This window comes from Pseudomonas sp. LBUM1640 (assembly GCF_059716225.1).
Window position 1 is genome coordinate 4,602,679 of the sequence record NZ_CP166816.1, and the last position, 24,136, is coordinate 4,626,814.

Annotated in this window: 25 protein-coding genes and 1 tRNA gene; 8 read left to right on the plus strand and 18 right to left on the minus strand. The window is 56.6% G+C overall.

The window, feature by feature from the left end:
• Positions 1 to 8 precede the first annotated feature (8 nt).
• The 6 genes from ACA065_RS20160 to ACA065_RS20185 form a co-directional block, all read right to left on the minus strand.
• Positions 9 to 869, minus strand: a complete 861-nt coding sequence (locus ACA065_RS20160; protein ID WP_497676470.1) for a fumarylacetoacetate hydrolase family protein — start codon at positions 867 to 869, stop codon at positions 9 to 11.
• 5 nt (positions 870 to 874) lie between these two features.
• Positions 875 to 1,471: a VOC family protein gene (locus ACA065_RS20165; RefSeq protein WP_497676469.1), complete on the minus strand. Its 597-nt coding sequence runs from the start codon at positions 1,469 to 1,471 to the stop codon at positions 875 to 877.
• Positions 1,472 to 1,501: 30 nt separating this feature from the next.
• Positions 1,502 to 2,782: a 2-oxo acid dehydrogenase subunit E2 gene (locus ACA065_RS20170; protein ID WP_497691219.1), complete on the minus strand. Its 1,281-nt coding sequence runs from the start codon at positions 2,780 to 2,782 to the stop codon at positions 1,502 to 1,504.
• A gap of 22 nt (positions 2,783 to 2,804) precedes the next feature.
• Positions 2,805 to 5,468 carry an alpha-ketoglutarate dehydrogenase gene (gene mdeB / locus ACA065_RS20175; protein ID WP_497691220.1) on the minus strand — a complete coding sequence of 888 codons (2,664 nt, stop codon included), beginning with the start codon at positions 5,466 to 5,468 and terminating at the stop codon, positions 2,805 to 2,807.
• 108 nt (positions 5,469 to 5,576) lie between these two features.
• The gene (locus ACA065_RS20180; protein WP_497676466.1) at positions 5,577 to 6,083 is read right to left on the minus strand and encodes a flavin reductase family protein; all 507 of its coding nucleotides are present in this window, start codon (positions 6,081 to 6,083) and stop codon (positions 5,577 to 5,579) included.
• A 28-nt stretch (positions 6,084 to 6,111) separates the two neighbouring features.
• Positions 6,112 to 7,356 (minus strand): acyl-CoA dehydrogenase family protein, encoded by a 1,245-nt coding sequence (locus ACA065_RS20185; RefSeq protein ID WP_497691221.1) that lies wholly within the window; start codon positions 7,354 to 7,356, stop codon positions 6,112 to 6,114.
• 392 nt (positions 7,357 to 7,748) lie between these two features.
• Here ACA065_RS20185 and ACA065_RS20190 point away from each other — a divergent pair, with 392 nt between their 5' ends.
• The 4 genes from ACA065_RS20190 to ACA065_RS20205 all read left to right on the plus strand — a co-directional run bounded on the left by ACA065_RS20190 (position 7,749) and on the right by ACA065_RS20205 (position 11,802).
• Complete coding sequence (locus tag ACA065_RS20190; protein ID WP_497691222.1) at positions 7,749 to 8,501, plus strand: TetR/AcrR family transcriptional regulator; 753 nt, start codon at positions 7,749 to 7,751, stop codon at positions 8,499 to 8,501.
• 49 nt (positions 8,502 to 8,550) lie between these two features.
• A complete protein-coding gene (locus ACA065_RS20195) occupies positions 8,551 to 9,510 on the plus strand; it encodes a quinone oxidoreductase family protein (protein WP_497691223.1) in 960 nt (319 codons plus the stop codon).
• Positions 9,511 to 10,040: 530 nt separating this feature from the next.
• Complete coding sequence (locus ACA065_RS20200; RefSeq protein WP_497691224.1) at positions 10,041 to 11,258, plus strand: acyl-CoA dehydrogenase family protein; 1,218 nt, start codon at positions 10,041 to 10,043, stop codon at positions 11,256 to 11,258.
• Between the two features lie 61 nt (positions 11,259 to 11,319).
• Positions 11,320 to 11,802, plus strand: coding sequence for a flavin reductase family protein (locus tag ACA065_RS20205; RefSeq protein WP_497691225.1), 483 nt, complete (start codon positions 11,320 to 11,322; stop codon positions 11,800 to 11,802).
• 228 nt (positions 11,803 to 12,030) lie between these two features.
• Here ACA065_RS20205 and ACA065_RS20210 read toward each other — a convergent pair whose 3' ends face one another.
• Entirely contained in the window at positions 12,031 to 12,915 is an 885-nt protein-coding gene (locus ACA065_RS20210; RefSeq protein ID WP_497691226.1) for an AraC family transcriptional regulator, read from the minus strand.
• A gap of 261 nt (positions 12,916 to 13,176) precedes the next feature.
• Here ACA065_RS20210 and ACA065_RS20215 point away from each other — a divergent pair, with 261 nt between their 5' ends.
• Positions 13,177 to 13,932 (plus strand): SDR family NAD(P)-dependent oxidoreductase, encoded by a 756-nt coding sequence (locus ACA065_RS20215; protein WP_497691227.1) that lies wholly within the window; start codon positions 13,177 to 13,179, stop codon positions 13,930 to 13,932.
• 332 nt (positions 13,933 to 14,264) lie between these two features.
• Here the strand turns inward: ACA065_RS20215 and ACA065_RS20220 are convergent.
• The 9 genes from ACA065_RS20220 to thrS all read right to left on the minus strand — a co-directional run bounded on the left by ACA065_RS20220 (position 14,265) and on the right by thrS (position 21,720).
• Positions 14,265 to 14,341 (minus strand) — tRNA-Pro (locus tag ACA065_RS20220).
• A gap of 90 nt (positions 14,342 to 14,431) precedes the next feature.
• Positions 14,432 to 14,788, minus strand: coding sequence for a MerR family transcriptional regulator (locus ACA065_RS20225; protein WP_003174972.1), 357 nt, complete (start codon positions 14,786 to 14,788; stop codon positions 14,432 to 14,434).
• Complete coding sequence (ihfA, locus tag ACA065_RS20230; RefSeq protein ID WP_002553164.1) at positions 14,769 to 15,071, minus strand: integration host factor subunit alpha; 303 nt, start codon at positions 15,069 to 15,071, stop codon at positions 14,769 to 14,771. Before ihfA ends, ACA065_RS20225 begins: the two co-directional genes overlap by 20 nt.
• A 3-nt stretch (positions 15,072 to 15,074) precedes the next feature.
• Positions 15,075 to 17,453 (minus strand): phenylalanine--tRNA ligase subunit beta, encoded by a 2,379-nt coding sequence (gene pheT / locus ACA065_RS20235; protein WP_497691228.1) that lies wholly within the window; start codon positions 17,451 to 17,453, stop codon positions 15,075 to 15,077.
• Between the two features lie 26 nt (positions 17,454 to 17,479).
• Complete coding sequence (gene pheS / locus ACA065_RS20240) at positions 17,480 to 18,496, minus strand: phenylalanine--tRNA ligase subunit alpha (RefSeq protein ID WP_057721572.1); 1,017 nt, start codon at positions 18,494 to 18,496, stop codon at positions 17,480 to 17,482.
• A 109-nt stretch (positions 18,497 to 18,605) separates the two neighbouring features.
• Positions 18,606 to 18,962, minus strand: a complete 357-nt coding sequence (gene rplT, locus ACA065_RS20245) for a 50S ribosomal protein L20 (RefSeq protein ID WP_053257052.1) — start codon at positions 18,960 to 18,962, stop codon at positions 18,606 to 18,608.
• 29 nt (positions 18,963 to 18,991) lie between these two features.
• Positions 18,992 to 19,186, minus strand: coding sequence for a 50S ribosomal protein L35 (gene rpmI, locus ACA065_RS20250; protein WP_002553160.1), 195 nt, complete (start codon positions 19,184 to 19,186; stop codon positions 18,992 to 18,994).
• A 60-nt stretch (positions 19,187 to 19,246) separates the two neighbouring features.
• Positions 19,247 to 19,798: a translation initiation factor IF-3 gene (infC, locus tag ACA065_RS20255; protein ID WP_172979313.1), complete on the minus strand. Its 552-nt coding sequence runs from the start codon at positions 19,796 to 19,798 to the stop codon at positions 19,247 to 19,249.
• Positions 19,798 to 21,720, minus strand: coding sequence for a threonine--tRNA ligase (gene thrS / locus ACA065_RS20260; RefSeq protein WP_497691229.1), 1,923 nt, complete (start codon positions 21,718 to 21,720; stop codon positions 19,798 to 19,800). Before thrS ends, infC begins: the two co-directional genes overlap by 1 nt.
• Positions 21,721 to 22,088: 368 nt before the next feature.
• Between thrS and ACA065_RS20265 the strand changes: the two genes are divergently transcribed.
• Entirely contained in the window at positions 22,089 to 22,403 is a 315-nt protein-coding gene (locus tag ACA065_RS20265) for a hypothetical protein (RefSeq protein ID WP_497691230.1), read from the plus strand.
• Between the two features lie 289 nt (positions 22,404 to 22,692).
• Entirely contained in the window at positions 22,693 to 22,905 is a 213-nt protein-coding gene (locus ACA065_RS20270; RefSeq protein ID WP_003234260.1) for a cold-shock protein, read from the plus strand.
• Positions 22,906 to 22,979: 74 nt separating this feature from the next.
• On the opposite strand, the gene ACA065_RS20275 is transcribed toward ACA065_RS20270, so the two are convergent.
• Together ACA065_RS20275 and ACA065_RS20280 are read right to left on the minus strand one after the other, a co-directional pair.
• Positions 22,980 to 23,300, minus strand: coding sequence for an I78 family peptidase inhibitor (locus ACA065_RS20275; protein WP_497691231.1), 321 nt, complete (start codon positions 23,298 to 23,300; stop codon positions 22,980 to 22,982).
• A gap of 143 nt (positions 23,301 to 23,443) precedes the next feature.
• Positions 23,444 to 23,749, minus strand: coding sequence for a hypothetical protein (locus ACA065_RS20280; RefSeq protein WP_497691232.1), 306 nt, complete (start codon positions 23,747 to 23,749; stop codon positions 23,444 to 23,446).
• Between the two features lie 172 nt (positions 23,750 to 23,921).
• On the opposite strand from ACA065_RS20280, the gene ACA065_RS20285 reads away from it, so the two are divergent.
• On the plus strand, positions 23,922 to 24,134 hold the full coding sequence (locus tag ACA065_RS20285; RefSeq protein WP_010209115.1) for a hypothetical protein: 213 nt from the start codon (positions 23,922 to 23,924) through the stop codon (positions 24,132 to 24,134).
• Positions 24,135 to 24,136 lie beyond the last annotated feature (2 nt).

The following is a 24,136-nucleotide window of genomic DNA, read 5'->3' on the forward strand; positions in this document are numbered from 1 at the left end:
TATACACATCAGGCTTCGGCCTGCACCACGTTTTCGATGGCACCGAGCCCATCAATCTCTACGCGCACCCGATCGCCCTTGCGCAGCCAGCGCGGCGGTTTCTCGGCCGCGCCGATGCCGCCAGGCGTGCCTGTGAAGATCACGTCGCCAGGTTCAAGCGTCATGACCTTGGAAAGGTGCTCGATTTGCTGGAAGCAGTCGAAAATCAGCTGGTCTGTATTCGAGTCCTGCCGTTTCTCGTCGTTGACGAAGCATCGGATACCCAATTGATGGGGGTCCTCGACGTCATCGGCAGTGACCAGCCACGGGCCGAATGGTGCGTGGGTGTCGAACGACTTACCCAAGGTGAATTGCGAAGTACGCAGCTGCCAGTCACGGACGCTGACGTCATTGCCGACGCAGTAACCGAAGATGGCCGTTCGCGCAGTTTCCGGGGTGAGATGGCGACAGCGCTGCCCGACGATGAAGACCATTTCAGCTTCGTAGTCGAGGGCCTCGGACACTTTCGGCAAATCGACAGGAGCGAATGGACCATTGGCCGCCGTGCTCATCATGGCGAACCACAATTGGTCCGCCGGCATATCCATGCCCGACTCTTCAACATGGTCGGCATAATTGAGGCCGATGCCGAGTATCTTGCCGGGGCGCGGCACCGGGGCCAATAGAGTGACCTGATCAAGTGCAATGCCCCTCGCACCGCTCCCGGCCAAGTGCTGCAGAGGCTCGCGCCAATCGGCCCACGTGGTGATCAACTCGATCATACTGCCGGGTGCCGTGTTGAAATGGTCAGTGATGCGAATAACCTTCTCACCGACAACCAAGCCAACGGCAGGGGTGCCATCCTGGATCTGGAATGTACAAAGTTTCATGCTGTTTACCTGTATTGGGGACCGAGGTTGACGCCAGTGGCAGCGCTGCCCAATGCGCAAAGCTGTTCATCGCTGGCGCCCGCGCGCCACATTGCAACCAACTCATCAGCATTGAATTCGGTGCCAATTGGGTTAGCGGCAAAGGTCTCGGAATGGAAGAACGCAGAGGCATCTGCAGGATCAACGAAATTGTCGACCTGCAACTCGATGTCATTGCCCTCTGGGTCTCGGTAGTAAACCGATGTGGTTGGCCCATGGTTAATGGTCCAGACCGGCAAGATGCCGAGCGCCTTTAGCCGTTCGTAGGTAGTCAGCACTTCACCAATGCTCTGATAGCTGTATGCAATGTGATGAACGCCGACCATGTTGTCGGTTTTTTTTGGCAGATCCGGCATGTTGAAAAATGCCAGGCGATGATGTTCATCGTCGTAAGTAATGAAAGTCAGAATTTCGTCTTCAAACACCAGGTCAGCCTGGAATACCTTGCGATACCAATCGACCATGGATTTGCGATCGGCGCAGCGGTAAACCAAGTGAGCCATCTTGAACGGCGCGATACGTCGGGCGCCGGTATCGAGGCTGGTTGATTGCAGTACAGACATGTTCGTTCTCCTTATTTTTGTTGTGACGCGTCAGATCGAAACACGGCGAAAGTCCGCCAATAGAGTTACCAGGTACGCGAGGAATCGGCCGGCCTCCGCGCCGTCTACAGCACGGTGATCCCACGACAGCGACAACGGCAGTTGCAGTCGCGGCTGAAATGCCGAGCCGTCCCAAGTGGGTTGCATGGATGCCTTGCCGACGCCGAGAATTGCGACTTCCGGTGCGTTTATGATCGGGGTGAAATGCCCGCCGCCGATGCCGCCCAACGACGAAACGGTGAAACAACCACCGCGCATTTGATCTCCAGAAAGCTTGCCGTTTCGGGCCAGTTGCGAGAGCTCGGCCATCTCAGCAGCTAACGCAGCGATACCTTTGCGATCCGCATCGCGGATCACCGGGACGACCAGGCCGTTGGGCGTATCGGCTGCGAAACCGATGTGGAAATACTGCTTTTGCACCATTTCCTCACCTTCCAGACTGACGTTGAACTGCGGGAACCGCTGCAACGCAGCCACACAGGCCTTGATCAGAAACGCCAGCAACGTAATCTTGGCCTGCCCTTCTCTCGCTTCCTGATTGAGCTGAATGCGCAATGCCTCAAGATCGCTGATATCACTCTGGCTATGATTGGTGACGTGCGGAATGCTCACCCAATTTCGATGCAGGTTAGCCGCCGAGAGACGTTTTAGACGCGACATCGGACGGCGCTCGATCGGGCCAAATTTTGCAAAGTCGACTTCTGGCCACGGCGCCAAATCAAGACCAGTGCCCTTCCCCGCCACAGGTGATGGGCTGTCTCGCTGGGCTTTGACGAAAGCCTTAACGTCGTCACGCAGAATTCGGCCGCGGGGATCGCTGGCCTTTACTTGATTGAGATCAACGCCCAGTTCACGGGCCAGCTTGCGTACAGCCGGGCCGGCCAGGGCCATCGATGTAACGCCCGATTTTTGGGTGTCTGGTTCGACCTCCGCTGTCGGTTTGACGGCTACCGGCATCGGGACAGAAACCGCAGCAGGTGACGCAGATATTGCCTGTACCTCTGGCAGTACCTCAGCAGTTTCGGCGATCCCGGCAATCTCGGCGAAGTCGACATTGGCAATCAAACTGCCTTTGGAAACGATGTCTCCGGGTTTGATCAACACCTCGCGAATCGTGCAGTCGCGTGTGCTCGGAACATCCATTACTGCCTTGTCGGACTCCAGGGTGATCAACGCTTGCTCGACCGAAACCTTGTCGCCGGGTTTGATCAGTACATCGATCACCGGCAAGTCCTGAAAATCGCCAATATCGGGAACCATAAGTTGTTGCATAGTCAGTCTCCTTATTCGCGACTCAGCGGTTCCATGGGGCGTCGAGGGCGACGTCAATGCCGTAGCGCTCCCGGGCGATTGCCGCTTTCTGTGGGTCTATGGCTGCCAATGCGGCGACAGCGATATGCTGGCGATCCATCTCGAAGAAACGACGCAATGCAGGACGGGTATCACTGCGGCCGAAACCGTCAGTGCCGAGGGCGATGTAGGGCGCATGGATATAGGGAGCTATCAGTTGCGCATAGCCGCGCACATAGTCGGTGGCAGCCACAACGGGCGTGGCGCCGGACAGGCATTGCTGCACGTAGCTCTGCGACTGAAGTTCACCACCAAACAGTGCATCGCGCTCGACCTCGCGGGCTTCGCGCGCCAGCTCGCTGAAGCTGGTGACGCTCCAGATTTCGCTGGCTACCCCCCAGTCCTCGGCCAAAAGTTCGGCGGCAGCGATCACCTCGCGCAGGATTGAACCCGAGCCGAGTAGGCGCACTGCTGGCGCGGTACTTTCGTCACCACGCCCACCAAAACGTCGCATACCTTTGATTACTGCAGCGTATTCAGCTTCGGTAACGGGTGCCTGGACGTAGTTTTCATTGGTAACAGTCAGGTAGTAGAACTCATCGTGCTGTTCTTCAAGCATGCGACGGCTGCCGTGGTCGATGATGACCGCTGCCTCGCTGGCGAAGGCCGGGTCATAAGCGCGACAATTCGGAACCGTGGACGCAATCAACTGACTGGTGCCGTCCTGGTGTTGCAAGCCTTCACCGGACAAGGTGGTGCGCCCGGCGGTGGCACCAATCAGGAAACCACGGGCACGCTGGTCGGCGGCCGCCCAGATCAAGTCACCGACGCGCTGAAACCCAAACATCGAGTAGTAGATATAGAAAGGCAACATGCTGATGCCATTAACGCTATATGACGTCGCTGCTGCGACCCAGGAGGAAATAGCACCGGCTTCGGTGATGCCCTCTTCCAAGAGCTGACCGTCCTTGGACTCTTTGTAATAGAGCATTGCGCCGGCATCTTCAGGTTCGTAGAGCTGGCCGACGGGTGAGTAGATACCGACCTGACGGAACAGGTTTGCCATGCCGAAAGTACGAGCCTCGTCCGCGACAATCGGCACGATGCGCGGGCCCAGTTGCTTGTCCTTGAGCAGGTTCGTGAACAACCGGACGACGGCGGTTGTCGTTGAGGTTTCACGCTCATCCGGTGTCAGCGCGAACTGCGCATAACTGGCCAACGATGGAACCTGCAAAGAGTCGGCCTGGGTCTTGCGACGCGGCATGTAACCACCCAACTCAGTACGCCGGGCGTGCAGGTAGCGCATTTCCGCGCTGTCTTCAGCAGGTTTATAGAACTGCATTTCCTCCAGCGCCTGATCGTCCAAGGGCAAAGCAAAACGATCACGGAACGCCTTGAGTGCCTCCACGTCGAGCTTCTTCTGTACGTGGGACGTGTTGCGCGATTCGCCAGCCAGCCCCATGCCATAGCCTTTCTTGGTCTTGGCCAGAATGACCGTTGGCCGGCCGTTATGCTGCTTGGCGGCAGCAAACGCAGCGTAAAGCTTGCGGAAGTCGTGGCCACCCCGGCGCAGTCCATCTATTTCCTGGGGGGTCATGTGCGACACCAACGCCTGCAATTCCGGATCGAGATCGAAAAAATGCTCCATGTTGTAGGCGCCATCGTTGGCACCCAGTGTCTGGTACTGACCGTCGACGGTGTCAGCGAAGCGACGCAGCAACACATGGTTGCGATCACGTGCGAACAGAGCATCCCAATCTGAGCCCCACACCACTTTGATCACGTTCCAGCCTGCACCACTGAACAGCGACTCCAGCTCTTGAATGATCTGACCGTTGCCACGTACAGGGCCGTCCAGACGCTGCAGGTTGCAGTTAACGATGAAAGTCAGATTGTCGAGATTTTCGCGCGCGGCCAGCGACAGCGCCGCGATGGACTCTGGCTCGTCCATCTCGCCATCGCCGAATACACCCCAGACGTGACGCTTGGAAGTGTCGGTGATGCCTCGGTGCTCCAGATAACGCAGGAAGCGCGCCTGATAAATCGAACTGATCGGACCGATCCCCATTGAACCGGTCGGAAACTGCCAGAAGTCTGGCATCAGCCAAGGATGCGGGTAGGAACACAAACCACCGCCGTCCACTTCCTGGCGATACCGCGCAAGCTGCGACTCCTCCAGGCGGCCTTCAAGAAAAGCACGGGCGTAAACACCCGGCGCCGAGTGCGGCTGGAAGTAAACCAGGTCGCCCTTGGCATCAGCCGTATCCGCGCGAAAGAAATGGTTGAAGCCGATTTCAAAAATTTCTGCCGCCGACGCATAGCTGGCGATATGACCACCCAACTCGCCATAGGCTTTGTTGGCCCGGGCCACCATCGCCAGCGCATTCCAGCGGATGATCGAAGTGATGCGTTCTTCCATCGCCAGATCGCCCGGGTAAGCAGGCTGCTTTTCCAGCGAGATGCTGTTCTGATACTGCGAATAGGGGTGAGCGGAGCGCCGCACACCCAAGTGGCTGGCATGTTCATCGAGACGCTGCAGAAGGAAATCCACACGCTCGGAACCGGCATTCAGGGCGATGCTTTCCAGCGCGTCAAGCCACTCGTGGGTTTCCTGCTTATCGATGTCGTTGTCTGTTTTCACAGGCAATTCTCGGATTTTGGCGGTCATGAAAAATCACTCGGTTTACATTTAATCGGCATGAACTGACCTTGGGCGCTCCTTTCAGAACACTGGATCGGGCATTTTCAAGCGCCTATTTATTGCTATGGACGTATGTCACCAGACGTCGACGCAACCACTCCACTCGACACTTGGGGCGCGGGCGTGCATCTGGTGGTAACGCCCACTGAAGAACAACAATGGCTTGCGTAGTTCGCCGACGCGAACGTGCTCGATCTCACCGATGTAGAGCAAATGGTCGCCGGCCGCGTGCACATCCACCGTGCGTGCAACAAGTTGCACGAGGCTGCCGTCCAGCAACGGCGTTTCTTGGTGATAGCTGAAAGGCAGTTCTGCCCCCTCCTCCGGACGTCCACCGAAATGACCGCTCAACCAGCGCTGACTTTCGGCTAGAAAGTTGACGCCGTAACGCACCCCTTCCCCTACAAACTGGTTGAAGCTCGAAGCGTTGCGGATTGAAACCAGAATCAGGGGCGGGTCCAGTGAGACAGACATGAAGGCATTGGCGGTCATGCCAGCCGGTTGGCCGTCGGCGACAAACGTCACCACAGTCACCCCGGTGGCGAATTGGCCCATTACCGAGCGCAGAAGCTTGGCGTCCATTGAAGAATCCTCAGGTATGTGGCGGCGCTTAGATCAATGGCGTGACGGTGTTTTCCACGCCGAGTAACGCCTTCCCATATAGCTCGTTACCGACTGCTGGCAATGCCACGGCATGTCGAGCTGCGGTGTTGGAGTCGCGCCACCAGCGTTGCATCGGACTGGCTTCGGAAAAACTGCCAGCGCCATGTGCGGACAACAGAATGTTTATCGCATCGGTAATCAGGGTGTTGATCAGGCCAACGTCTGCGCGAATGCGCGCTCGGGTTAATGGGTCGAGCTTGATGCCTTGGCGCGAGGCCTCATCCATCTCATCGGTGGCGCGGAAAGCACGCAGGTGAGCGGTGTCGATCTTCAGCGCGGCCTCAGCGATCTGGGTCTGGAACACCACCGAATCGGTCTGTCTTTCAAACGAGGTATAAGCCACGGCTCTGCGTGATGCATTGTCGATCACGTATTTCAACGCAGCGCGTCCCAGGCCGAGTTGCGGGCCATTGAGGATTAGCGAAGCAAAGGGGACGAACAGTGCGCGGTAGGCGACTTCATCCTTAAATTCGGTGGCGTATTCACCCTCGATCGCACCCGCCATGTTCAGCAGACGATGGTTGGGCACGAAGATTTCGTTGGCAACGATGCAGTTGCTTCCCGAGGCGCGCATGCCGGCGGTGAACCAAGTGTCTTCGATGCCGTAATCGGCTTTTGGCATCAGCGCCAGGTACTGTGCGACGACTGTGCCGTTGGTATCGCGTTCTTCGGCACCGACGACAGCCCAGTCGGAGTGCAGGCTGCCCGACGACGAATACCACTTTCCAGAAACGATCAAGCCACCTTCTACACGCTGAGTTGTCGGCGAAGCGTTGAAAACTCCGGCGACCCGCGCATCCGGATTCGCACCGAACACTTCGTTTTGCGCTTGTTCTGAAAACAGGCTAGTGAACCAGGCGCAGACGTTAGTCAATGCAACGACCCACGCGGTCCCACCACAGGCTTCGCCCAACGCCGCAGACACTTCGAGGTGTGAGCGCAGCGTGCCTTCATAGCCGCCGTAACGCTTTGGAACCATCAATCGAAACAGACCCGCTTCACGAATGGCTTCAATGTTTTCTTCAGAGGTGCGGCGGTCTTTTTCCGACGCTACGGTGTTCTTGCGCAGTAGCGGCTGCAGCGCCTCGGCGCGCTTGACCAGCTCTGACAACGTCGGTGCCGACGCAAATGCATCGAGAGTATCTACGTTCGGAAAAGTCGTTTTTGTGCTCATACCAACCTCGAATGTCATAATGAACTAATATGTCATTTTAAAATTCCGGGTGAGTGAATACCCCGGCCAGCATCTATTGCTCGGCCGTGCGCGGGCGATCACCCGATCTGGTTACGTTGTCAGAATCTTGCTGTCAGCAAAGATTTGGCGTAGGTCGATGGCTTTTAAAAACTGTGACGTACCAGTTCGAACGAGCGCAGGGCGACGTGGGATGAGGTCGGGCGACAGGGTGTGATGGGTTTAACATTTTCGTCTCCTATTATTTTTATGACGATATTGTCATTCCGACAATTGAGTAGAATGTAGGACAAGAATTTATCCCGCGCAAGGCTTTTTAGACATATTTGTCATTCTGAAGGTTAAGCTATAAATTGTCAGTCTGACGTCGTGTCATTGTTTGAGGCCTTACAGTGCAAATACCTGAAATCGATAAAGCCGTTTCCGATCACCGCCCAAGAGTCGCCAAGAAAAAGCGAGAAGTCATGCGCAGTAAATTGCTCGACGCAGCGATGCGTGTTTTTGCGGCACCGGGCGGCGCACCTCCAGTCATCGATGATGTGATTCGGGAAGCCAACGTATCGCGAGGTACCTTTTACAACTATTTCGATTCGCTGGATCAAGTGCTTGTGGCCATTGGCCAAGAGCTCAATAACCAGATGACCACCGATATCCTGCCAGTCTATGACGTCCTGACCAAACCATGGCAGCGCGCCGCTGTAGCCTCCAGGCTGTTCCTGATGCGCGCGCTCCTTGATTCGAAATGGGCCGGTTTTGTCACACGCGCTGACGCGTGGCAGCACAACACTCTGGTTGCGGAATACATGGCCAGGGATCTCCAGAACGGCAAAGCCGCCGGTGACTTCAGGTTTAGCCGGCTCGACGCTGCGACAGACTTTCTTATGGGTGCTTCAGCCCACGGCATCCAAGCCATTCAGCAAGGTGTGGACCATCCCAATCAATACATGGATGCATGCGTGCGGCTAACGCTGACAAGCCTGGGTTGCAGTACTGAAATGTGCGAAGCCGGCGTGGCTTTTTCTGTGTCTTATCTGAAATCGTGGATGAAAGGAGAGCTGACGGCGAGCAAGCCTGACTGGGCGCTCAATATGAACGCTGAAGCCGCCCGACAATTTATTGCCTATTCGCCTGAAACCGAATCCTGAATTCTTCTGCCCTTCTCACCCTTACACCCGGTCTGTTTAGGAGTTGCTTATGAAAGCTGCTGTAGTCCACGATTTCAACGCCCCCCCGCGTTACGACAATTTCACCACGCCGATAGCGGAGGCCGGCGAAACGCTCGTTCAGGTTCGAGCCGCTGCACTTAGCCAGTTGGTCAAAGCCCAGGCGTCTGGCCGTCATTACAGCAGCGGCAAGATACTGCCCTTGGTTCCCGGTGTAGACGGGGTTGGAATCCTGCCCGACGGCCGTCGGGTCTACTTCGCCTTTCCACGAAAGCTGTTCGGTTCGATGGCTGAGACAAGTGTTGTGCAACTGGAGAACTGCGTGGACATTCCCGATGATGTCGATGACGTCACGGCGGCGGCAATTGGTAACCCCGGGATGTCGTCATGGAGTGCCCTTCTCGACCGAGCAAAATTTGTTCCCGGCGAAAACGTATTGATCAATGGCGCAACTGGCGTTTCCGGCCGGCTGGCGATTCAAATCGCGAAACATCTCGGTGCTGCAACAGTCATTGTCACCGGTCGCAACGCCCAAAGTGTCCAGGGATTGCAGGAGCTGGGAGCCGACCTGGTGATCCCTCTCGATGTACCGGCAGATGAGTTAAAAGACACCTTCCGCCAAGCAATACATACGCACAAAGTCAGTGTGGTACTCGACTACCTGTGGGGACCCTCTGCCGAATGCTTGCTGAATGCAGCTGCCGGGCAAGGTCATCATTCAGGTGAGCCACGGATTCGATTTGTGCAGATTGGCTCTATGACCGGCAACAACATTAATCTGCCAGGCTCACTGTTGCGTAGTTCCGGCCTTGAGCTTATGGGCAGCGGCCTGGGCAGCGTTTCCAACGCAGGCCTGGTCCGGGCGGTGGGTGGGGTTTTACGGGCGATCAGCAGCGCGGGCTTGTCGATTGCTGCCGAAGCGGTAGTGTTGGAAGATGTGAATAGCGTCTGGCAGCGTGAGGGCTCATCGCGGCTGGTGTTTGCCCCATAACACTAGCAGCCACGTACCGCGCACAAGGTTTACGGTGCTGGAGTTCTAGCGTTCAGCGCCTCATGTGTTTTCGGTGGTCCCGATTCATAGCCCCTCCTGCCATATCGTTGCGATGCCCCCCTGGCTTTCAGGTTTTGATTTAAGAGGGGTATCGCCGCGAGCCCGGCGTCTCGCCGATCAGAGCATCGACGCCTGCCTGCACAGACGGCAGTTCAAGCAAGCCCGCGCCTCGACCCGCCTCCAGGAGGCTAGCAAATCAATGGTAGCCGAGCGTATTCGGGTGCTCACGCATCAGGTTTGCGCCGAGCGGTCACGGTTCAGCGATCCTACGGTGCGTCCGTGTCCTCTCTCCCCCTGATCGGATGTTCCATTTGAGTTATTCCTTTTATCAGTAGGCGCGTAAGCGCTTAGATCAATATATATCTTGACGCTAAAAATATATTTTAATTAATATCGAATTCGTCACCGTGACAGATTCGTCACTATTATGTCGCGAGCTCATCCAGATAATCCCAATAATAGGAAAAGCCATGAATTCCATTCTCCCAAACGCCACTGCCGACGCACACGCAAATAGCAGCGACTTGGTTGCTCGTGCCAGCGGCCTGGTCGAGACCTTGCGTTCGCGTACCCGTGAAGTCGATGAACTGGCCCGTCTGCCCGATAACACTGTTGCCGACCTCGACGCCATCGGCGCCTTCGACCTGATGATTCCACGCCAGCATGGCGGCCTGCAAACCAGCGTCAGAACATACATGGATGTGGTCAGCGAAATCGGCCGTGGGGATGCTTCGGCTGGCTGGGCCTGCGCCCTGATCAATATCTGCAACTGGATGCTCGCAACGTTGTATCCCCAGGCGGTCAGTGACCCAATCTTCGCCAGTGGCGGCAAGGTGCGCAGCAGTGGTGTGCTGTCCCCACGCAAAGCCAAGGTCAAGCGCGTTGCAGGCGGTATCCTAATCGAGGAAGGCCTGTGGGGATTCAACAGCGGTGTGTACCACGCACAGTGGGACCTGCTGGGGATTCCGATCGTCAATGACGCGGGTGAAACCGTGGATCAGGGCCTGGCGCTCATTCCGATTGAAGACATCACACTGCTACACGATTGGGACACCATGGCACTGCGGGGTAGCGGCAGTACCTCGGTGTCCGTAAAAAACCTGTTCGTACCGGATGAGCGAATCGCTTCAGTGTCCAAAGCCATCGCCGGCGATTACGCCTCCACCCACTTGCAAGGTGAGGCGCTGTATCGCGGCGCGTTCATCCCGTTGCTGGCAATCATCCTGGTATTTCCCGCCCTGGGTATCGCCAAGGCAGCAATGGAAACCTTTCTCGCCAAGTTGCCCGGCCGCGGCATTCAGTACACCTGGTACACCCAACAGGACGAGGCACCCGTCACCCACCTGCAGGTGGGGGAGGCCTCGGCCAAGCTCGATGCCGCGCGTCTCGTGGTAGAGCGTTGCGTAGAGGAAATCGACGCCTGTGCCACTGCCGGCACCACGATGGACCGGCAAATCCGGGCACGCATCCGCCGCGACACCGGTTATGCCAGCCAGTTGATCTGGGAGGGTGTCGACTTGCTCGCTACAGCCAGCGGCGGTTCCCTGGCAGGTAGCGCCAACCCATTCAATCGCCTGTGGCGCGACGCCAGGGTAGCCAACCTGCATGGCGTGGTGTGCACCTCCACCAACCTGGAGCTGTTTGGGCGAATCCTGTGTGGCAAGGAGGCCAATACACCCCTGGTGTAAATGCACGACTCAGGCGGCGGCCACACGCACTGGCCGCCCGGCAAACTAATGGAGAATGACAATGAATAATGCACACAATGACGCTGCCAAATTTCGCCGCGTGATGGGCCGCTTTGCCACGGGTGTAACAGTAGTGACCTACGAACGGGAAAACCAACCGGCAGGCATGACGGCCAATGCGTTCCTGTCAGTGTCACTGGAGCCGCAACTAATCCTGGTGTCGATCAAGAACGAGTCACGCTTTTGCAACCACATCAAGCAAGGCGACTGTTACGGCGTGAACTTTTTGACCGAACAACAGGAGCACCTTAGCGGCCACTTTGCCGGGCGTGCCGTGGAGGGACTGGACGTGACCATGAACAGGGTTCAGGGCGTGCCAATCATCGAGGGCAGCCTAGCCCACATTGTTGCTCGGGTGGTCCAGATCCATGCGGCCGGCGACCACCAACTGTACATCGCTGAGGTGGTCGAGCTTGTCGAAGCAGAACAGGCGCGACCGCTGCTATTCTTCTCCGGCCAATACGGCAAGTTGAACGCAGCTTGAGGCCGGGAGGGTCAACGGCGAGCCGAGTCCATTGCTGCCGCACCAACGCTAGGTACGCCTTCACCGCACCCTGGGTCTCAACAGTTCGGCTGAGCGTGTTCAGTTCGGTATGCAACGGTAGATCAACCGTCTTGTAGACTAACTGGGCCTCGAAAGCGGCGCGCGAAGGTTTACTTTCGGTATGAGTCTGGAAGTGGGAACAGAATTAGCGGAGTGGTTGGCGCAAGGCTAGGCGGATGTGCTCAGCCGCATTTTTACTTCACGAATATCTTTCGCGGGGGACATGCCAAACATCCGACCATATTCTCGCGTGAACTGGGGGATGCTTTCGTACCCAACGTCATAGGCTGCTTTTGCAATTGTTAAACCCTCAAGAAGCCCTCGCCTGGCCTCAATCAGCCGTAGCTGTTTTTGATACTGAAGTGGGGTCAGCGAGGTGATCGTCCTGAAATGTGTGTGAAACCCAGAAAGACTCATACCCGCCGTCTCAGCCAGCTGTTCCATCCGCAGCGGCTTGGCGAAGTCGTCACGGATCCGGGCGATCGCACGGCCAATTCTATGTGCATTGCTGCTGGCAATCCCAAGCGCTCGGATCGCACCACCATGGCGTCCTGAAAGGAGCCAGTAATGGAGTTCTCTGACCAGTTGGTCTTTTAATATTTCCACTGATCCAGGTCGATCGAGGAGGCGAAGCAAGCGCAGTGCTGCGTCTGCCACCTCCGTTTCTGTGGACTCTACCCGCAAGGGCTCGCCAACAGTAAAGGGGGCGGTGCCCATCTCGACGACCAATGACTCTATAAGTACGTGATCAAGCTCTACCACAAATGCCAAGTAAGGCTCGTGGCGAGAGGCGACAACGATCTGACTGACTGTTGGCACATCGGCGGTGATGATCAATGATTCGCCTGCACCGAACTCGAAGACTTTATTGCCCATCGAGACACGCTTTTTTCCTTGAAGCACCAGCGCAACCAAAGGCTTGGAGATCGCGTAGAGCAGCGCAGTCGGCATTGTCTCCCGGAGAATCACCATTCCGGAGAAAGCGGTGGCAGCAACGCCATTCTGATGATTAGCGTCAGCGTAGCGACTCACAGCCTTGAGCAGCTCGTTCATAGGTCATCAACTCTTGAGCCTGTATCAGCACATTGCAGCGTCGAATGCTTGCCGATGCAATACCAATGGATAATGCAGCAAGTAATTTGAAGGAATAGGCAAATTGCGCCCCGCTGTTGCATTTAGCACCCGAACTATTTCATCTGTCACCCGGGCGATTTGGACCAATAGGCAATTCAAGTGGGTGATCGCGCAACCTGCAACGCCTGTCTGACGTCATCGTTAACGCTCATTTAGCATGTGCTTGGCAGGAGATTAACGATGACCACTATTTCAGTTGTAACCGGTGCAAACCGTGGCCTTGGCCGCAACACTGCACTGAGCATTGCCCGCAATGGTGGCGACGTGATCCTCACCTATCGCAATGGCAAAGAAGCTGCGGATGCGGTGGTTGCCGACATCCAGGCGCTCGGCCGCAAGGCCGCTGCCTTGCAACTGGACGCGAGCAAAGTGTCGTCCTTCCCCGACTTCGTGATCGCTGTGCGTGCGGCACTGAAAGACATCTGGGGCGGTGATACGATCGACCACCTCATCAACAACGCCGGGCATGGTGAAATGGCTGACTTTGCCACCACCACGGAAGCTCAGTTCGACGCGCTCTTTGACGTACACGTCAAAGGGGTGTTTTTCATGACCCAGTCCCTGCTGCCGATACTGGCCGATGGCGGGCGCATCGTAAACTTCTCGTCGGGCTTGACCCGTGTGTCCTTCCCGGGCTTCTCGGCCTACTCGGCAGCCAAAGGCGCAGTCGAGACACTCACCGTATACATGGCCAAAGAGCTGGGCAGCCGCGGTATTACCGTCAATACCGTAGCCCCTGGCGCAATAGAGACCGATTTCCTGGGTGGAGCAGTACGCGATATTCCCGACTACAACAAGGCTTTTGCCGATATGACCGCGCTTGGCCGCGTGGGCGTACCCGACGATATCGGCCCAATGATTGCTAGCCTCTTGAGTCCTAATAACCGCTGGGTCACAGGTCAGCGCATCGAAGTCTCCGGCGGCCAATCAATTTGATTGATCAGCGATGGATTCTGCCCAAGGCGGATCCATCGCGCACCTCTCGCCTATATTAGAGATTTCCGATGCCGAAATTGATCATCCATGTCCCCGCAGGACCTTCGATGCCGCCGTGCGTCAAGGTCGGCTATCCGAGCGGTCAAGCTCTATATCAAACCGGGGAAGCACACCAGTGCCAGTGACAGAGTCGTATCTCGATGATTGAGGCAACCAACCTCCAGGTGCGCACAAGACAATATCAATTCACTACCAATTCACTACCATAAGGACAAAATCGCAGACATGAAAAAGCCCAACCTTCTCAGGCTGGGCTAAGTCATTGAAATATATGGTCGGGACGGAGTGATTCGAACACTCGACCCCTAGCACCCCATGCTAGTGCGCTACCGGACTGCGCTACGCCCCGACTAGGCGTGTTACTGGGTTCGCTTCATTACGAAGCGATCCGGAATATACCGCAAGCTTTTGAAATGTGGAAGTATTTTAAAAGCTTGAATCACTTCTTCAAAACCACCAGCACATCTTCGAGTTCGGAGATCATCTGGCGGATCAGTTGCTTGTATTGGGTAGTGTCGTCTTTGGCTTCATCACCGGACATACGCTGGCGTGCGCCACTGATGGTGAACCCCTGGTCGTACAGCAACGCGCGGATCTGTCGGATCATCAGCACATCCTGGCGCTGATAATACCGACGGTTCCCGGTGCGTTTGACGGGGTTGAGTTGAGGAAACTCCTGCTCCCAATAGCGCAGCACGTGCGGTTTTACGGCACAGAGCTCGCTGACTTCACCAATGGTGAAGTAGCGTTTGCCTGGGATGACGGGTAGCTCGTCGTTATGACTTGGTTCCAGCATAAGCCTCAACTCGGGCCTTCAACTTCTGCCCTGGACGAAAGGTGACCACACGGCGAGCCGTGATCGGGATTTCTTCTCCCGTTTTTGGATTGCGGCCAGGCCGCTGGCGTTTGTCCCGCAGGTCAAAGTTACCGAAACCGGACAATTTGACCTGCTCATTGTCTTCCAGAGCGTGCCTGATTTCTTCAAAAAACAGCTCGACCAATTCCTTGGCTTCGCGTTTGTTCAGACCCAGCTCTTCGTACAGACGTTCCGCCATCTCAGCTTTCGTCAAAGCCCCCATACGTCACTTCCTTAACGTGGCGTTCAACCTTTGTTCGAGCGAGGTGAGGATATTTTGTGTCGTGATATTCACCTCATCGTCATTAAGAGTGCGCGATGGATGCTGCCAGGTCAAGCCAACTGCAAGGCTTTTTCTATGCGGATCAATGCCTTTACCCTGATAGACGTCAAATAGCCTGAGGTCTGTCAGCCATTCCCCTGCATTTTCACGGATTACATCCAGAACGGCAGTGGCGGCCACTTCGCGGTCAGCAATCAAGGCCAGGTCACGACGCACTTCAGGGAAGCGCGACAACTCGCTGAATTTAGGCATTTTGCCCGAGGCAACTTCAGCCAAGACTAGCTCAAAAACGAACACCGGACGGTCCAGACCGAGGGTTTTCGACAGCTCTGGGTGAATGGCACCGACGAAGCCCACCAAGCGCCCTTCACGCTCGATACGCGCAGTCTGGCCTGGGTGCAATGCAGGATGGCTACCTGGCACAAACGTGAAATCGTCGAGTGCGCCGGCAAAGCCCAATACCGCTTCCACGTCAGCTTTAACGTCGAAGAAGTCCACGCCGTCGCGACCCTGCGCCCAGCCTTCCGGCAGGCGGCTACCGCACACCACTCCAGCCAGCATCGGCTCTTGCTTCAGGCCGTCGAGTTGACCGACGAAACGCAGGCCGCTTTCGAACATGCGCACGCGGTCTTGCTGACGGTTCAGGTTATGGGACAGTGCTTTTACCAAGCCCGGCCACAGCGACGAACGCATGGCGGCCATGTCGTTCGAGATCGGATTAGCCAACAGCAACGGCTCGACACCCGGATTGAACAGTTCGAACTGCTTTGGATCGATGAAGCTATAGGTCACCGCTTCCTGGTAGCCACGGGCAACCAGCAGGCGACGCAACTCAGGCAGGTGCGCCCGCGCTTCAGCTTTAGGCTGCGGGGCCAGGCGTGCTTGCGGGTAGCGAACCGGCAGGCGGTTATAGCCATACAGACGCGCCAGCTCTTCGATCAGGTCGACTTCCAGGCTGATATCGAAGCGATGGCTTGGCACTTCAACGTGCCACTGCCCTTCCCCGCCAACGGAAATGCCCAGACCCAGCGCCGACAGCAGTTGCTCGATTTGAGCCGGCTCGATCACCAGCCCGAGCATTTGCTCGACGCTCTTGGCGCGCAAGGTGATCGGAGCAACGGAGGGCAGGTACTGCTCGCTCACGGTTTCAGTGATCGGGCCGGCTTCGCCACCGGTGATTTCCAGCAGCAGGCCAGTGGCGCGCTCCATGGCTTCACGGGCCAGCTTCCAGTCCACGCCACGCTCATAGCGGTGCGACGCATCGGTGTGCAGGCCATAGGAACGGGCCTTGCCAGCGATGGCGATCTGATCGAAGAACGCGCTTTCAAGGAAAATGTCGCGGGTGGTCGCGGACACGCCGCTGTGCTCGCCACCCATCACACCGGCAATGGCCAGGGCGCGGGAGTGGTCGGCGATCACCAGAGTATCGGTGCGCAGGGTGACTTCCTGGCCGTCGAGCAGTACCAGCTTCTCGCCTTCTTCGGCCATGCGTACACAAATGCCGCCGTTGATCTCGGCAAGGTCGAACGCGTGCAGCGGTTGGCCCAATTCGAGCATCACGTAGTTGGTGATGTCGACGGCGGCATCGATGCTGCGTACGTCGGCACGGCGCAGGCGCTCAACCATCCACAGTGGCGTTGGCTTGGACAGGTCGACATTGCGGATGACACGGCCCAGGTAACGCGGGCAGGCGTTGGGTGCCAACACGTCGATCGGGCGCACTTCGTCGTGCACGGCAGGCACGGCGGTAACCACGGGGCGGGTGACTGGGGCGTTGTACAGCGCGCCCACTTCACGTGCCAGGCCCGCCAAGGACAGGCAGTCGCCACGGTTCGGGGTCAGGTCGACCTCGATGCTGGCGTCTTCCAGCTCCAGGTACACACGAATGTCCTGGCCCACTGGCGCGTCGGCCGGCAGTTCCATCAGGCCATCGTTGCCCTCGCCCACTTGCAGTTCAGCCTGGGAGCAGAGCATGCCGTTGGATTCAACGCCACGCAGCTTGGCTTTCTTGATTTTAAAGTCGCCCGGCAGTTCTGCGCCGATCATGGCGAACGGAATCTTCAGGCCCGGACGCACGTTTGGCGCACCGCACACGACCTGGAAGGTTTGCGCGCCATTGCTGACCTGGCACACACGCAATTTGTCGGCATCGGGGTGTTGCTCGGTGCTCAGCACTTCGCCTACGACCACACCACTGAAAACACCGGCGGCCGGCGTAACGCTATCGACCTCAAGACCGGCCATCGACAGACGAGCAACCAGCTCGTCGCGATCTACCTGCGGGCTTACCCAGCCACGCAGCCATTGTTCACTGAATTTCATCCTGCTCTCCTAAAGATTCGTTACGACTAGCGAAATTGCGCGAGGAACCGCAAGTCGTTGTCGAAGAACAGACGCAAGTCGTTCACGCCGTAACGCAGCATGGCCAGACGCTCAACGCCCATGCCGAAGGCAAAGCCCGAGAACTCTTCCGGGTCGATCCCGGACATACGCAGCACGTTAGGGTGAACCATGCCGCAGCCCATTACTTCCAGCCAGCCGGTCTGCTTGCAGACACGGCAGCCTTTGCCGCTGCACATCACGCATTCCATGTCGACTTCAGCGGACGGCTCGGTGAACGGGAAGAACGATGGACGGAAACGCACCGCCAGCTCTTTTTCGAAGAACACCCGCAGGAATTCTTCGATGGTGCCTTTGAGGTCGGCGAAATTGATGTCGCGATCGACCAACAGGCCTTCGACCTGGTGAAACATCGGCGAGTGGGTGATATCCGAGTCGCTGCGGTACACACGGCCTGGGCAGACAATGCGAATCGGCGGCTTGGTCGCTTCCATGGTGCGGACCTGTACCGGCGAGGTATGGGTGCGCAACAGCATGTTCGCGTTGAAATAGAAGGTGTCGTGCATCGACCGGGCCGGGTGATGGCCTGGGATGTTGAGCGCCTCGAAGTTGTGATAGTCGTCTTCGACCTCAGGGCCTTCGGCAATGCCGTAGCCGATGTGGGTGAAGAACTGCTCGATACGTTCCAGAGTCCGGGTAATCGGATGCAGACCGCCCGAGGCCTGGCCACGGCCAGGCAGGGTCACGTCAATGGACTCGGCGGCGAGCTTGGCCGCAAGATCGGCCTCCTCGAGCGACGCCTTGCGCGCATTGAGCACCTCTGTGACACGCTCCTTGGCGACATTGATCAGCGCGCCGACTTGCGGACGCTCTTCAGCCGGCAAATTCCCCAGGGTCTTCATCACCTGAGTCAATTCACCCTTTTTGCCAAGGTAGTGAACCCGGATTTGCTCCAGGGCGTTTACATCTTCAGCGCTTTGCACAGCCTCAAGGGCTTGAGCGACGAGCGCGTCCAGGTTTTCCATGTACAGACTCCAGATACAAAATAGGGGAAGAGCTTGAAGGCTCTTCCCCTATTTATGACGTTTACCACCCTGGGCTACAGGAGCAGCCCAAGGTGACTGTCGGGGGTACTTAAGCCAAGGTGGCTTTAGCTTTCTCGACAATCGCAGCAAACACCGCTTTATCGTTCACGGCCAGTTCAGCCAGAACCTTACGGTCGATTTCGATGGACGCTTTTTTCAGGCCAGCGATGAAACGGCTGTAGGACAGACCGTTAACACGTGCACCAGCGTTGATACGAGCGATCCACAGAGCGCGGAACTGACGTTTTTTCTGACGACGGTCACGGTAGGCGTATTGGCCTGCCTTGATTACCGCTTGCTTGGCAACACGGAATACGCGTGAGCGTGCGCCGTAGTAGCCTTTAGCGAGTTTCAGAATTTTTTTGTGACGTTTACGGGCAATGACGCCACGCTTTACACGAGCCATGAGTTACTTCCTCTATTCTTGATCCAAAATTAACGAAGGCGCAGCATGCGCTCGACTTTTGCCACGTCAGACGGATGCAGCAAGCTGCTACCGCGCAATTGACGCTTACGCTTGGTCGACATTTTGGTCAGGATGTGGCTCTTGAAAGCGTGCTTGTGCTTGATACCGTTAGCAGTTTTCAGAAACCGCTTAGCAGCACCACTTTTAGTCTTCATCTTTGGCATGTTCGGATACTCCGCATTCAGTTGATAAACATAATCAGAAGGCCTGCCGTGCCCTGTTGATTACTTCTTCTTTTTCGGGGCGATGACCATAATCAGCTGGCGTCCTTCCATCTTAGGATGCTGCTCGACAGAACCGTACTCCAGCAGGTCACCTTCAACCCGCTTGAGGAGTTCCATCCCCAGCTCCTGGTGGGCCATCTCACGGCCGCGGAATCGCAAGGATACCTTGGCCCTGTCCCCATCACTCAGGAAACGTACCAGGTTGCGCAGTTTTACCTGGTAATCCCCTTCCTCCGTCCCTGGACGAAACTTGATTTCTTTTACTTGAATCTGCTTCTGGTTCTTCTTCGCTGCGGCAACCTGCTTCTTCTTTTCGAAGATCGACTTGCCGTAGTCCATCACCCGGCAAACGGGTGGGATTGCGTCGGCGGAGATTTCCACCAGGTCCAATTTGGACTCTTCAGCAATACGAAGCGCTTCATCAATCGAGACGATGCCAATCTGCTCGCCGTCAGCGCCAATTAACCGAACCTCGCGTGCCGAGATATTCTCGTTGATCGGGGCTTTCGGTGCAGCTCGTTTATCTTGTCTCATTTCACGCTTAATAATAATTACTCCGAATCTGGGCGACCACGCCGGGAAACCGCTTGCGCGAGGAACTCAGCGAACTGGGCGACGGGCATCGAGCCCAGGTCAGCACCTTCACGAGTACGCACAGCGACAGTCTGCATCTCGACTTCCCGATCTCCGATAACCAAAAGATAGGGAACCTTGAGCAAAGTATGCTCGCGGATTTTAAAGCCGATCTTTTCATTTCTCAAGTCGGACTTGGCACGAAATCCGCTTTCGTTGAGAGTTTTTTCAACTTCAGCCGCAAAATCTGCCTGTTTATCAGTGATATTCATGATCACTGCCTGGGTCGGAGCAAGCCACGCGGGGAATGCACCCTCGTAGTGCTCGATCAGGATCCCGACAAACCGTTCGAACGAGCCGAGGATCGCCCGGTGCAACATAACCGGGTGTTTTCGGCTGTTGTCTTCGGAGACGTATTCGGCTCCCAAACGGATCGGCAGGTTAAAATCGAGCTGCAAAGTACCACATTGCCAGACACGACCAAGACAATCTTTCAGCGAGAACTCGATTTTCGGACCGTAGAAGGCGCCCTCACCCGGCTGCAGATCGTACGCAAGGCCCGCGCTGTCTAGGGCGGCGGCCAATGCAGCTTCGGCGCGATCCCACAGTTCGTCGGAGCCAACGCGCTTTTCCGGACGAGTGGACAGCTTCATTTCGACTTCGGTGAAACCGAAATCGCGGTAAACGTCCATGGTCAGCTTGATGAACGCAGCCGATTCAGCCTGCATCTGCTCTTCGGTGCAGAAGATGTGGGCGTCATCCTGAGTGAAGCCGCGCACACGCATAATGCCGTGCAGCGCACCCGATGGCTCGTTACGGTGGCAGGCACCGAACTCGGCCAGGCGCATCGGCAACTCGCGGTAGCTCTTCAGGCCCTGGTTGAACACCTGCACGTGGCATGGGCAGTTCATCGGCTTGATGGCGTAATCGCGGTTTTCCGACTGCGTGGTGAACATGTTGTCGGCGTAGTTGGCCCAGTGCCCGGATTTCTCCCACAGGCTGCGGTCAACGACCTGCGGAGTCTTGATCTCCAGGTAGCCGTTGTCGCGCTGAACCTTGCGCATGTACTGCTCGAGCACCTGGTACAGGGTCCAGCCGTTCGGGTGCCAGAACACCATGCCCGGCGCTTCTTCCTGGAGGTGGAACAGGTTAAGGCGCTTGCCGATCTTGCGGTGGTCGCGTTTTTCAGCTTCTTCGATGCGCTGGATGTAGGCCGCCAGCTGCTTCTTGTCAGCCCAGGCAGTGCCGTAGATCCGCTGCAGCTGTTCGTTCTTCGCGTCGCCGCGCCAGTAGGCACCGGACAACTTGGTCAGCTTGAACGACTTGAGGAAGCGCGTGTTCGGCACGTGCGGGCCACGGCACATGTCGACATATTCTTCGTGGTAATACAGGCCCATGGCCTGCTCATCCGGCATGTCTTCCACCAGACGCAGCTTGTAGTCTTCACCACGGGCAGCGAATACGTCGATCACTTCGGCGCGCGGCGTGACTTTCTTGATCACGTCGTAATCTTTTTCGATCAGCGCGTGCATGCGCGCCTCGATAGCGGCCAGGTCGTCCGGGGTAAAAGGACGCTCGTAGGCGATATCGTAATAGAAGCCTTCATCGATGACCGGGCCGATCACCATTTTCGCGGTGGGGTACAGCTGCTTGACCGCGTGGCCAATCAGGTGCGCGCAAGAGTGGCGAATGATTTCGAGCCCCTCTTGATCCTTGGGCGTGATGATTTGCAGGCTGGCGTCTGCGGTGATCAGGTCGCTGGCGTCAACCAGCTTGCCGTCGACCTTGCCGGCCACGGTGGCTTTGGCCAGGCCAGCACCAATGGATGCGGCGACCTCGGCTACGGAAACCGAATGATCGAATGAACGTTGACTGCCGTCGGGTAGAGTAATAGTTGGCATGGCGCCTCCTCTCCTAGTGGTGACCCCTACCAAAGGTCACGTGGGTTGGGATGAGCCAGTACAAGATCCAATACCAGGCCGTTCAATGATGAACGCCTGCCTTACAGCGGCAGGAGCCTTTCGGCCAACCGATAATCGAACCAGAGTGACTGGAGTGAGCTACAAAGAAACATGGCATGGCGGCAAATGGCACGCCCGGAAATAGCCAAGCGAAGGATGCTAGCACAGATGAACGGTCATCGCGGCGGTGCCAACTTATGTAAAGACAAATTCACGGCTTTATGGCTGCAAAAGTGAACTTGAGCTGTACGACATGCCTCAAACCCACCGAGAATCGCCGTTCGTCCTCGACTCAAAGGAGCATCCACATGATGCGTTTCACCTCATCCCTCGCTCTCGCCGCTTCCCTGACTATTCTTTCCCTCGGCGCGCAGGCCGCTGCCCCGTCGAACTGGCCAGCGGGCGCACGTGACAGCTTCGTCAAAGACTGCAGCGCAGCTGCCAGCCAGAACGTAGACGCCAAAACCGCCAAAGACCATTGCGAATGCGGCGCCGACAAGATCAACGCCGAATTGAGCACTGCGGAAATCAAGGAGCTCATGACTAACCAGAACGCCGCCCCGGCGCTTAAAAACAAAGCGGTCGCGGCTATTTCGTCCTGCAAAGTCGTGAAGAAAAAGTAAGATTGACCACTGATCAGACGGTCGTTTTGCTGATAAAACAGCCTGAAAACTGCCATTTCTCACAAATTACGCAGCTTTTACGGCTTTTTTTAACAGCTGACATTTCGCGCCAAAACCCCGTAGATCGGGGCTTTCAGCCGACCAAAGCACTAAACGCAACGCTATTGATTAGCAAACAATGCCTTGGGGGGGCTCCCAAGTCGAACATTTCGACTATGATAGCCCTGTGTGCCCAGTTGGCCTGAGCAGCACAGCACTACTGAAAATATATGTTTCTTGGAGATACACCATGTCTAATCGCCAAACCGGCACCGTTAAATGGTTCAACGATGAAAAAGGCTTCGGCTTCATCACTCCTCAAGGTGGCGGTGACGACCTGTTCGTACACTTCAAAGCTATCGAAAGCGACGGTTTCAAAAGCCTGAAAGAAGGCCAAACCGTTTCCTTCGTGGCTGAGAAAGGCCAAAAGGGTATGCAAGCTGCACAGGTTCGCGGCGAGTAATTCTCCGCTGAGCTAAAAAAAACCCCGTCCATGTGACGGGGTTTTTTATGGGCGCTGCAAAAGCGGCGAGATTATCAGCCGCAGTTGACCCGCGTGATCACCAGGTTGTCATCGGTGTTCAGGTTCAAGCGGTCGGAGCGGTATTCCAGTGTGACCATGTCGTTGGGCTTGAGGATACGCGCGTTTTGCGCACCGGCACGGGTGCGCGCCTGCTCCAGCAACTGAGGCGAGGCTTTCTGGCCGATTGCAAAGTCGGCGGCTTTCGACTCACAGCGGCTATGACCGGCATCGGTCACGGCGGCGTCTTTGGCTGGCTCAGAGGCACCTGGGGTGCTGCAACCCGCCAACGCGAGTGCTGCCAACAAAGTACCGAATGATGCGAGCTTCCAAGGCATGAAGCCTCCTATGATAAAAATGGACAGAGATCGTGCGACAGCGATCAGGCGGATTGGTTTCAAGACGTAAATCGCCCGCAGGCAAGTCTGCCTGACTCAGGACCAGCATTCGCCCAGTCAATCGTCACCAGATATGAACGCACTCAGTAGATGTCGATGTAGTCAAACGGCGGCTTTGGCCAGTTTTGTTTCAGCGCGTTATAGATCTGCATGACCCAGACTTCATCGCTTGCCGCGACATTCCCCACGTAACCGGAACCTTTGGCCCAGGTTTCAAGGCGAAACAGCAAGCCGTCAATATCAGTGCCACCCACCACACCCGAAGAAATGTAGGCAATACCGGCCTTGGTCACCCGCAACTGCGTATGTTCAGCGTCGCTGGCAGAGGCCAGCAGCTTGCGAACAGCTCCCTGCGTCAGGTTATCGGGGTTGTTCAAATCGATCTGCACCTGGTGTTCCCCGGCTATTGAATTGGGGCACAGTGTCGCACAGCGCCTGCCTCATCCCGAAGCATCTCATGCCTAAGTAGCAGTGCCAAACGCCACCCAAAAATGGTTAACTGCTTGCGCACGAACCGCGTTTTAGCGCACTGCCCAGTACTTTCAACCCCGCGAGACACCCATGACCACTGTTACCCTCCAAGCCGACATCAAAGCCAAGTGGCCCCAAGGACAAAGTTCCTACAGCCCCGGAAGCCCGGAGGAGTTGGCAATCATTGGAATCGACCTGCTGGTCAAAGAGCTCGGCACCCAAGCCGCCCAAGCCTTCATCGGCCAGATATTCGAAAAATACCCAGCCGATCATATGGGCGCCCATGACCCCGAGCGCGAATAAGA

What these genes read in the sequence shown, in the direction of transcription:
- ACA065_RS20205 (WP_497691225.1), top strand. Translation starts at nt 11,320, where the DNA reads ATGAATAATGCACACAATGACGCTGCCAAATTTCGCCGCGTGATGGGC.
- ihfA (WP_002553164.1), bottom strand. Translation starts at nt 15,071, where the DNA reads ATGGGGGCTTTGACGAAAGCTGAGATGGCGGAACGTCTGTACGAAGAG.
- ACA065_RS20160 (WP_497676470.1), bottom strand. Translation starts at nt 869, where the DNA reads ATGAAACTTTGTACATTCCAGATCCAGGATGGCACCCCTGCCGTTGGC.
- ACA065_RS20210 (WP_497691226.1), bottom strand. Translation starts at nt 12,915, where the DNA reads ATGAACGAGCTGCTCAAGGCTGTGAGTCGCTACGCTGACGCTAATCAT.
- ACA065_RS20185 (WP_497691221.1), bottom strand. Translation starts at nt 7,356, where the DNA reads ATGACATTCGAGGTTGGTATGAGCACAAAAACGACTTTTCCGAACGTA.
- pheS (WP_057721572.1), bottom strand. Translation starts at nt 18,496, where the DNA reads ATGGAAAACCTGGACGCGCTCGTCGCTCAAGCCCTTGAGGCTGTGCAA.
- ACA065_RS20285 (WP_010209115.1), top strand. Translation starts at nt 23,922, where the DNA reads ATGACCACTGTTACCCTCCAAGCCGACATCAAAGCCAAGTGGCCCCAA.
- pheT (WP_497691228.1), bottom strand. Translation starts at nt 17,453, where the DNA reads ATGAAATTCAGTGAACAATGGCTGCGTGGCTGGGTAAGCCCGCAGGTA.
- ACA065_RS20215 (WP_497691227.1), top strand. Translation starts at nt 13,177, where the DNA reads ATGACCACTATTTCAGTTGTAACCGGTGCAAACCGTGGCCTTGGCCGC.
- rpmI (WP_002553160.1), bottom strand. Translation starts at nt 19,186, where the DNA reads ATGCCAAAGATGAAGACTAAAAGTGGTGCTGCTAAGCGGTTTCTGAAA.
- ACA065_RS20265 (WP_497691230.1), top strand. Translation starts at nt 22,089, where the DNA reads ATGATGCGTTTCACCTCATCCCTCGCTCTCGCCGCTTCCCTGACTATT.
- ACA065_RS20275 (WP_497691231.1), bottom strand. Translation starts at nt 23,300, where the DNA reads ATGCCTTGGAAGCTCGCATCATTCGGTACTTTGTTGGCAGCACTCGCG.
- ACA065_RS20170 (WP_497691219.1), bottom strand. Translation starts at nt 2,782, where the DNA reads ATGCAACAACTTATGGTTCCCGATATTGGCGATTTTCAGGACTTGCCG.
- ACA065_RS20270 (WP_003234260.1), top strand. Translation starts at nt 22,693, where the DNA reads ATGTCTAATCGCCAAACCGGCACCGTTAAATGGTTCAACGATGAAAAA.
- thrS (WP_497691229.1), bottom strand. Translation starts at nt 21,720, where the DNA reads ATGCCAACTATTACTCTACCCGACGGCAGTCAACGTTCATTCGATCAT.
- ACA065_RS20200 (WP_497691224.1), top strand. Translation starts at nt 10,041, where the DNA reads ATGAATTCCATTCTCCCAAACGCCACTGCCGACGCACACGCAAATAGC.
- mdeB (WP_497691220.1), bottom strand. Translation starts at nt 5,468, where the DNA reads ATGACCGCCAAAATCCGAGAATTGCCTGTGAAAACAGACAACGACATC.
- ACA065_RS20165 (WP_497676469.1), bottom strand. Translation starts at nt 1,471, where the DNA reads ATGTCTGTACTGCAATCAACCAGCCTCGATACCGGCGCCCGACGTATC.
- ACA065_RS20195 (WP_497691223.1), top strand. Translation starts at nt 8,551, where the DNA reads ATGAAAGCTGCTGTAGTCCACGATTTCAACGCCCCCCCGCGTTACGAC.
- rplT (WP_053257052.1), bottom strand. Translation starts at nt 18,962, where the DNA reads ATGGCTCGTGTAAAGCGTGGCGTCATTGCCCGTAAACGTCACAAAAAA.
- ACA065_RS20180 (WP_497676466.1), bottom strand. Translation starts at nt 6,083, where the DNA reads ATGGACGCCAAGCTTCTGCGCTCGGTAATGGGCCAATTCGCCACCGGG.
- ACA065_RS20225 (WP_003174972.1), bottom strand. Translation starts at nt 14,788, where the DNA reads ATGCTGGAACCAAGTCATAACGACGAGCTACCCGTCATCCCAGGCAAA.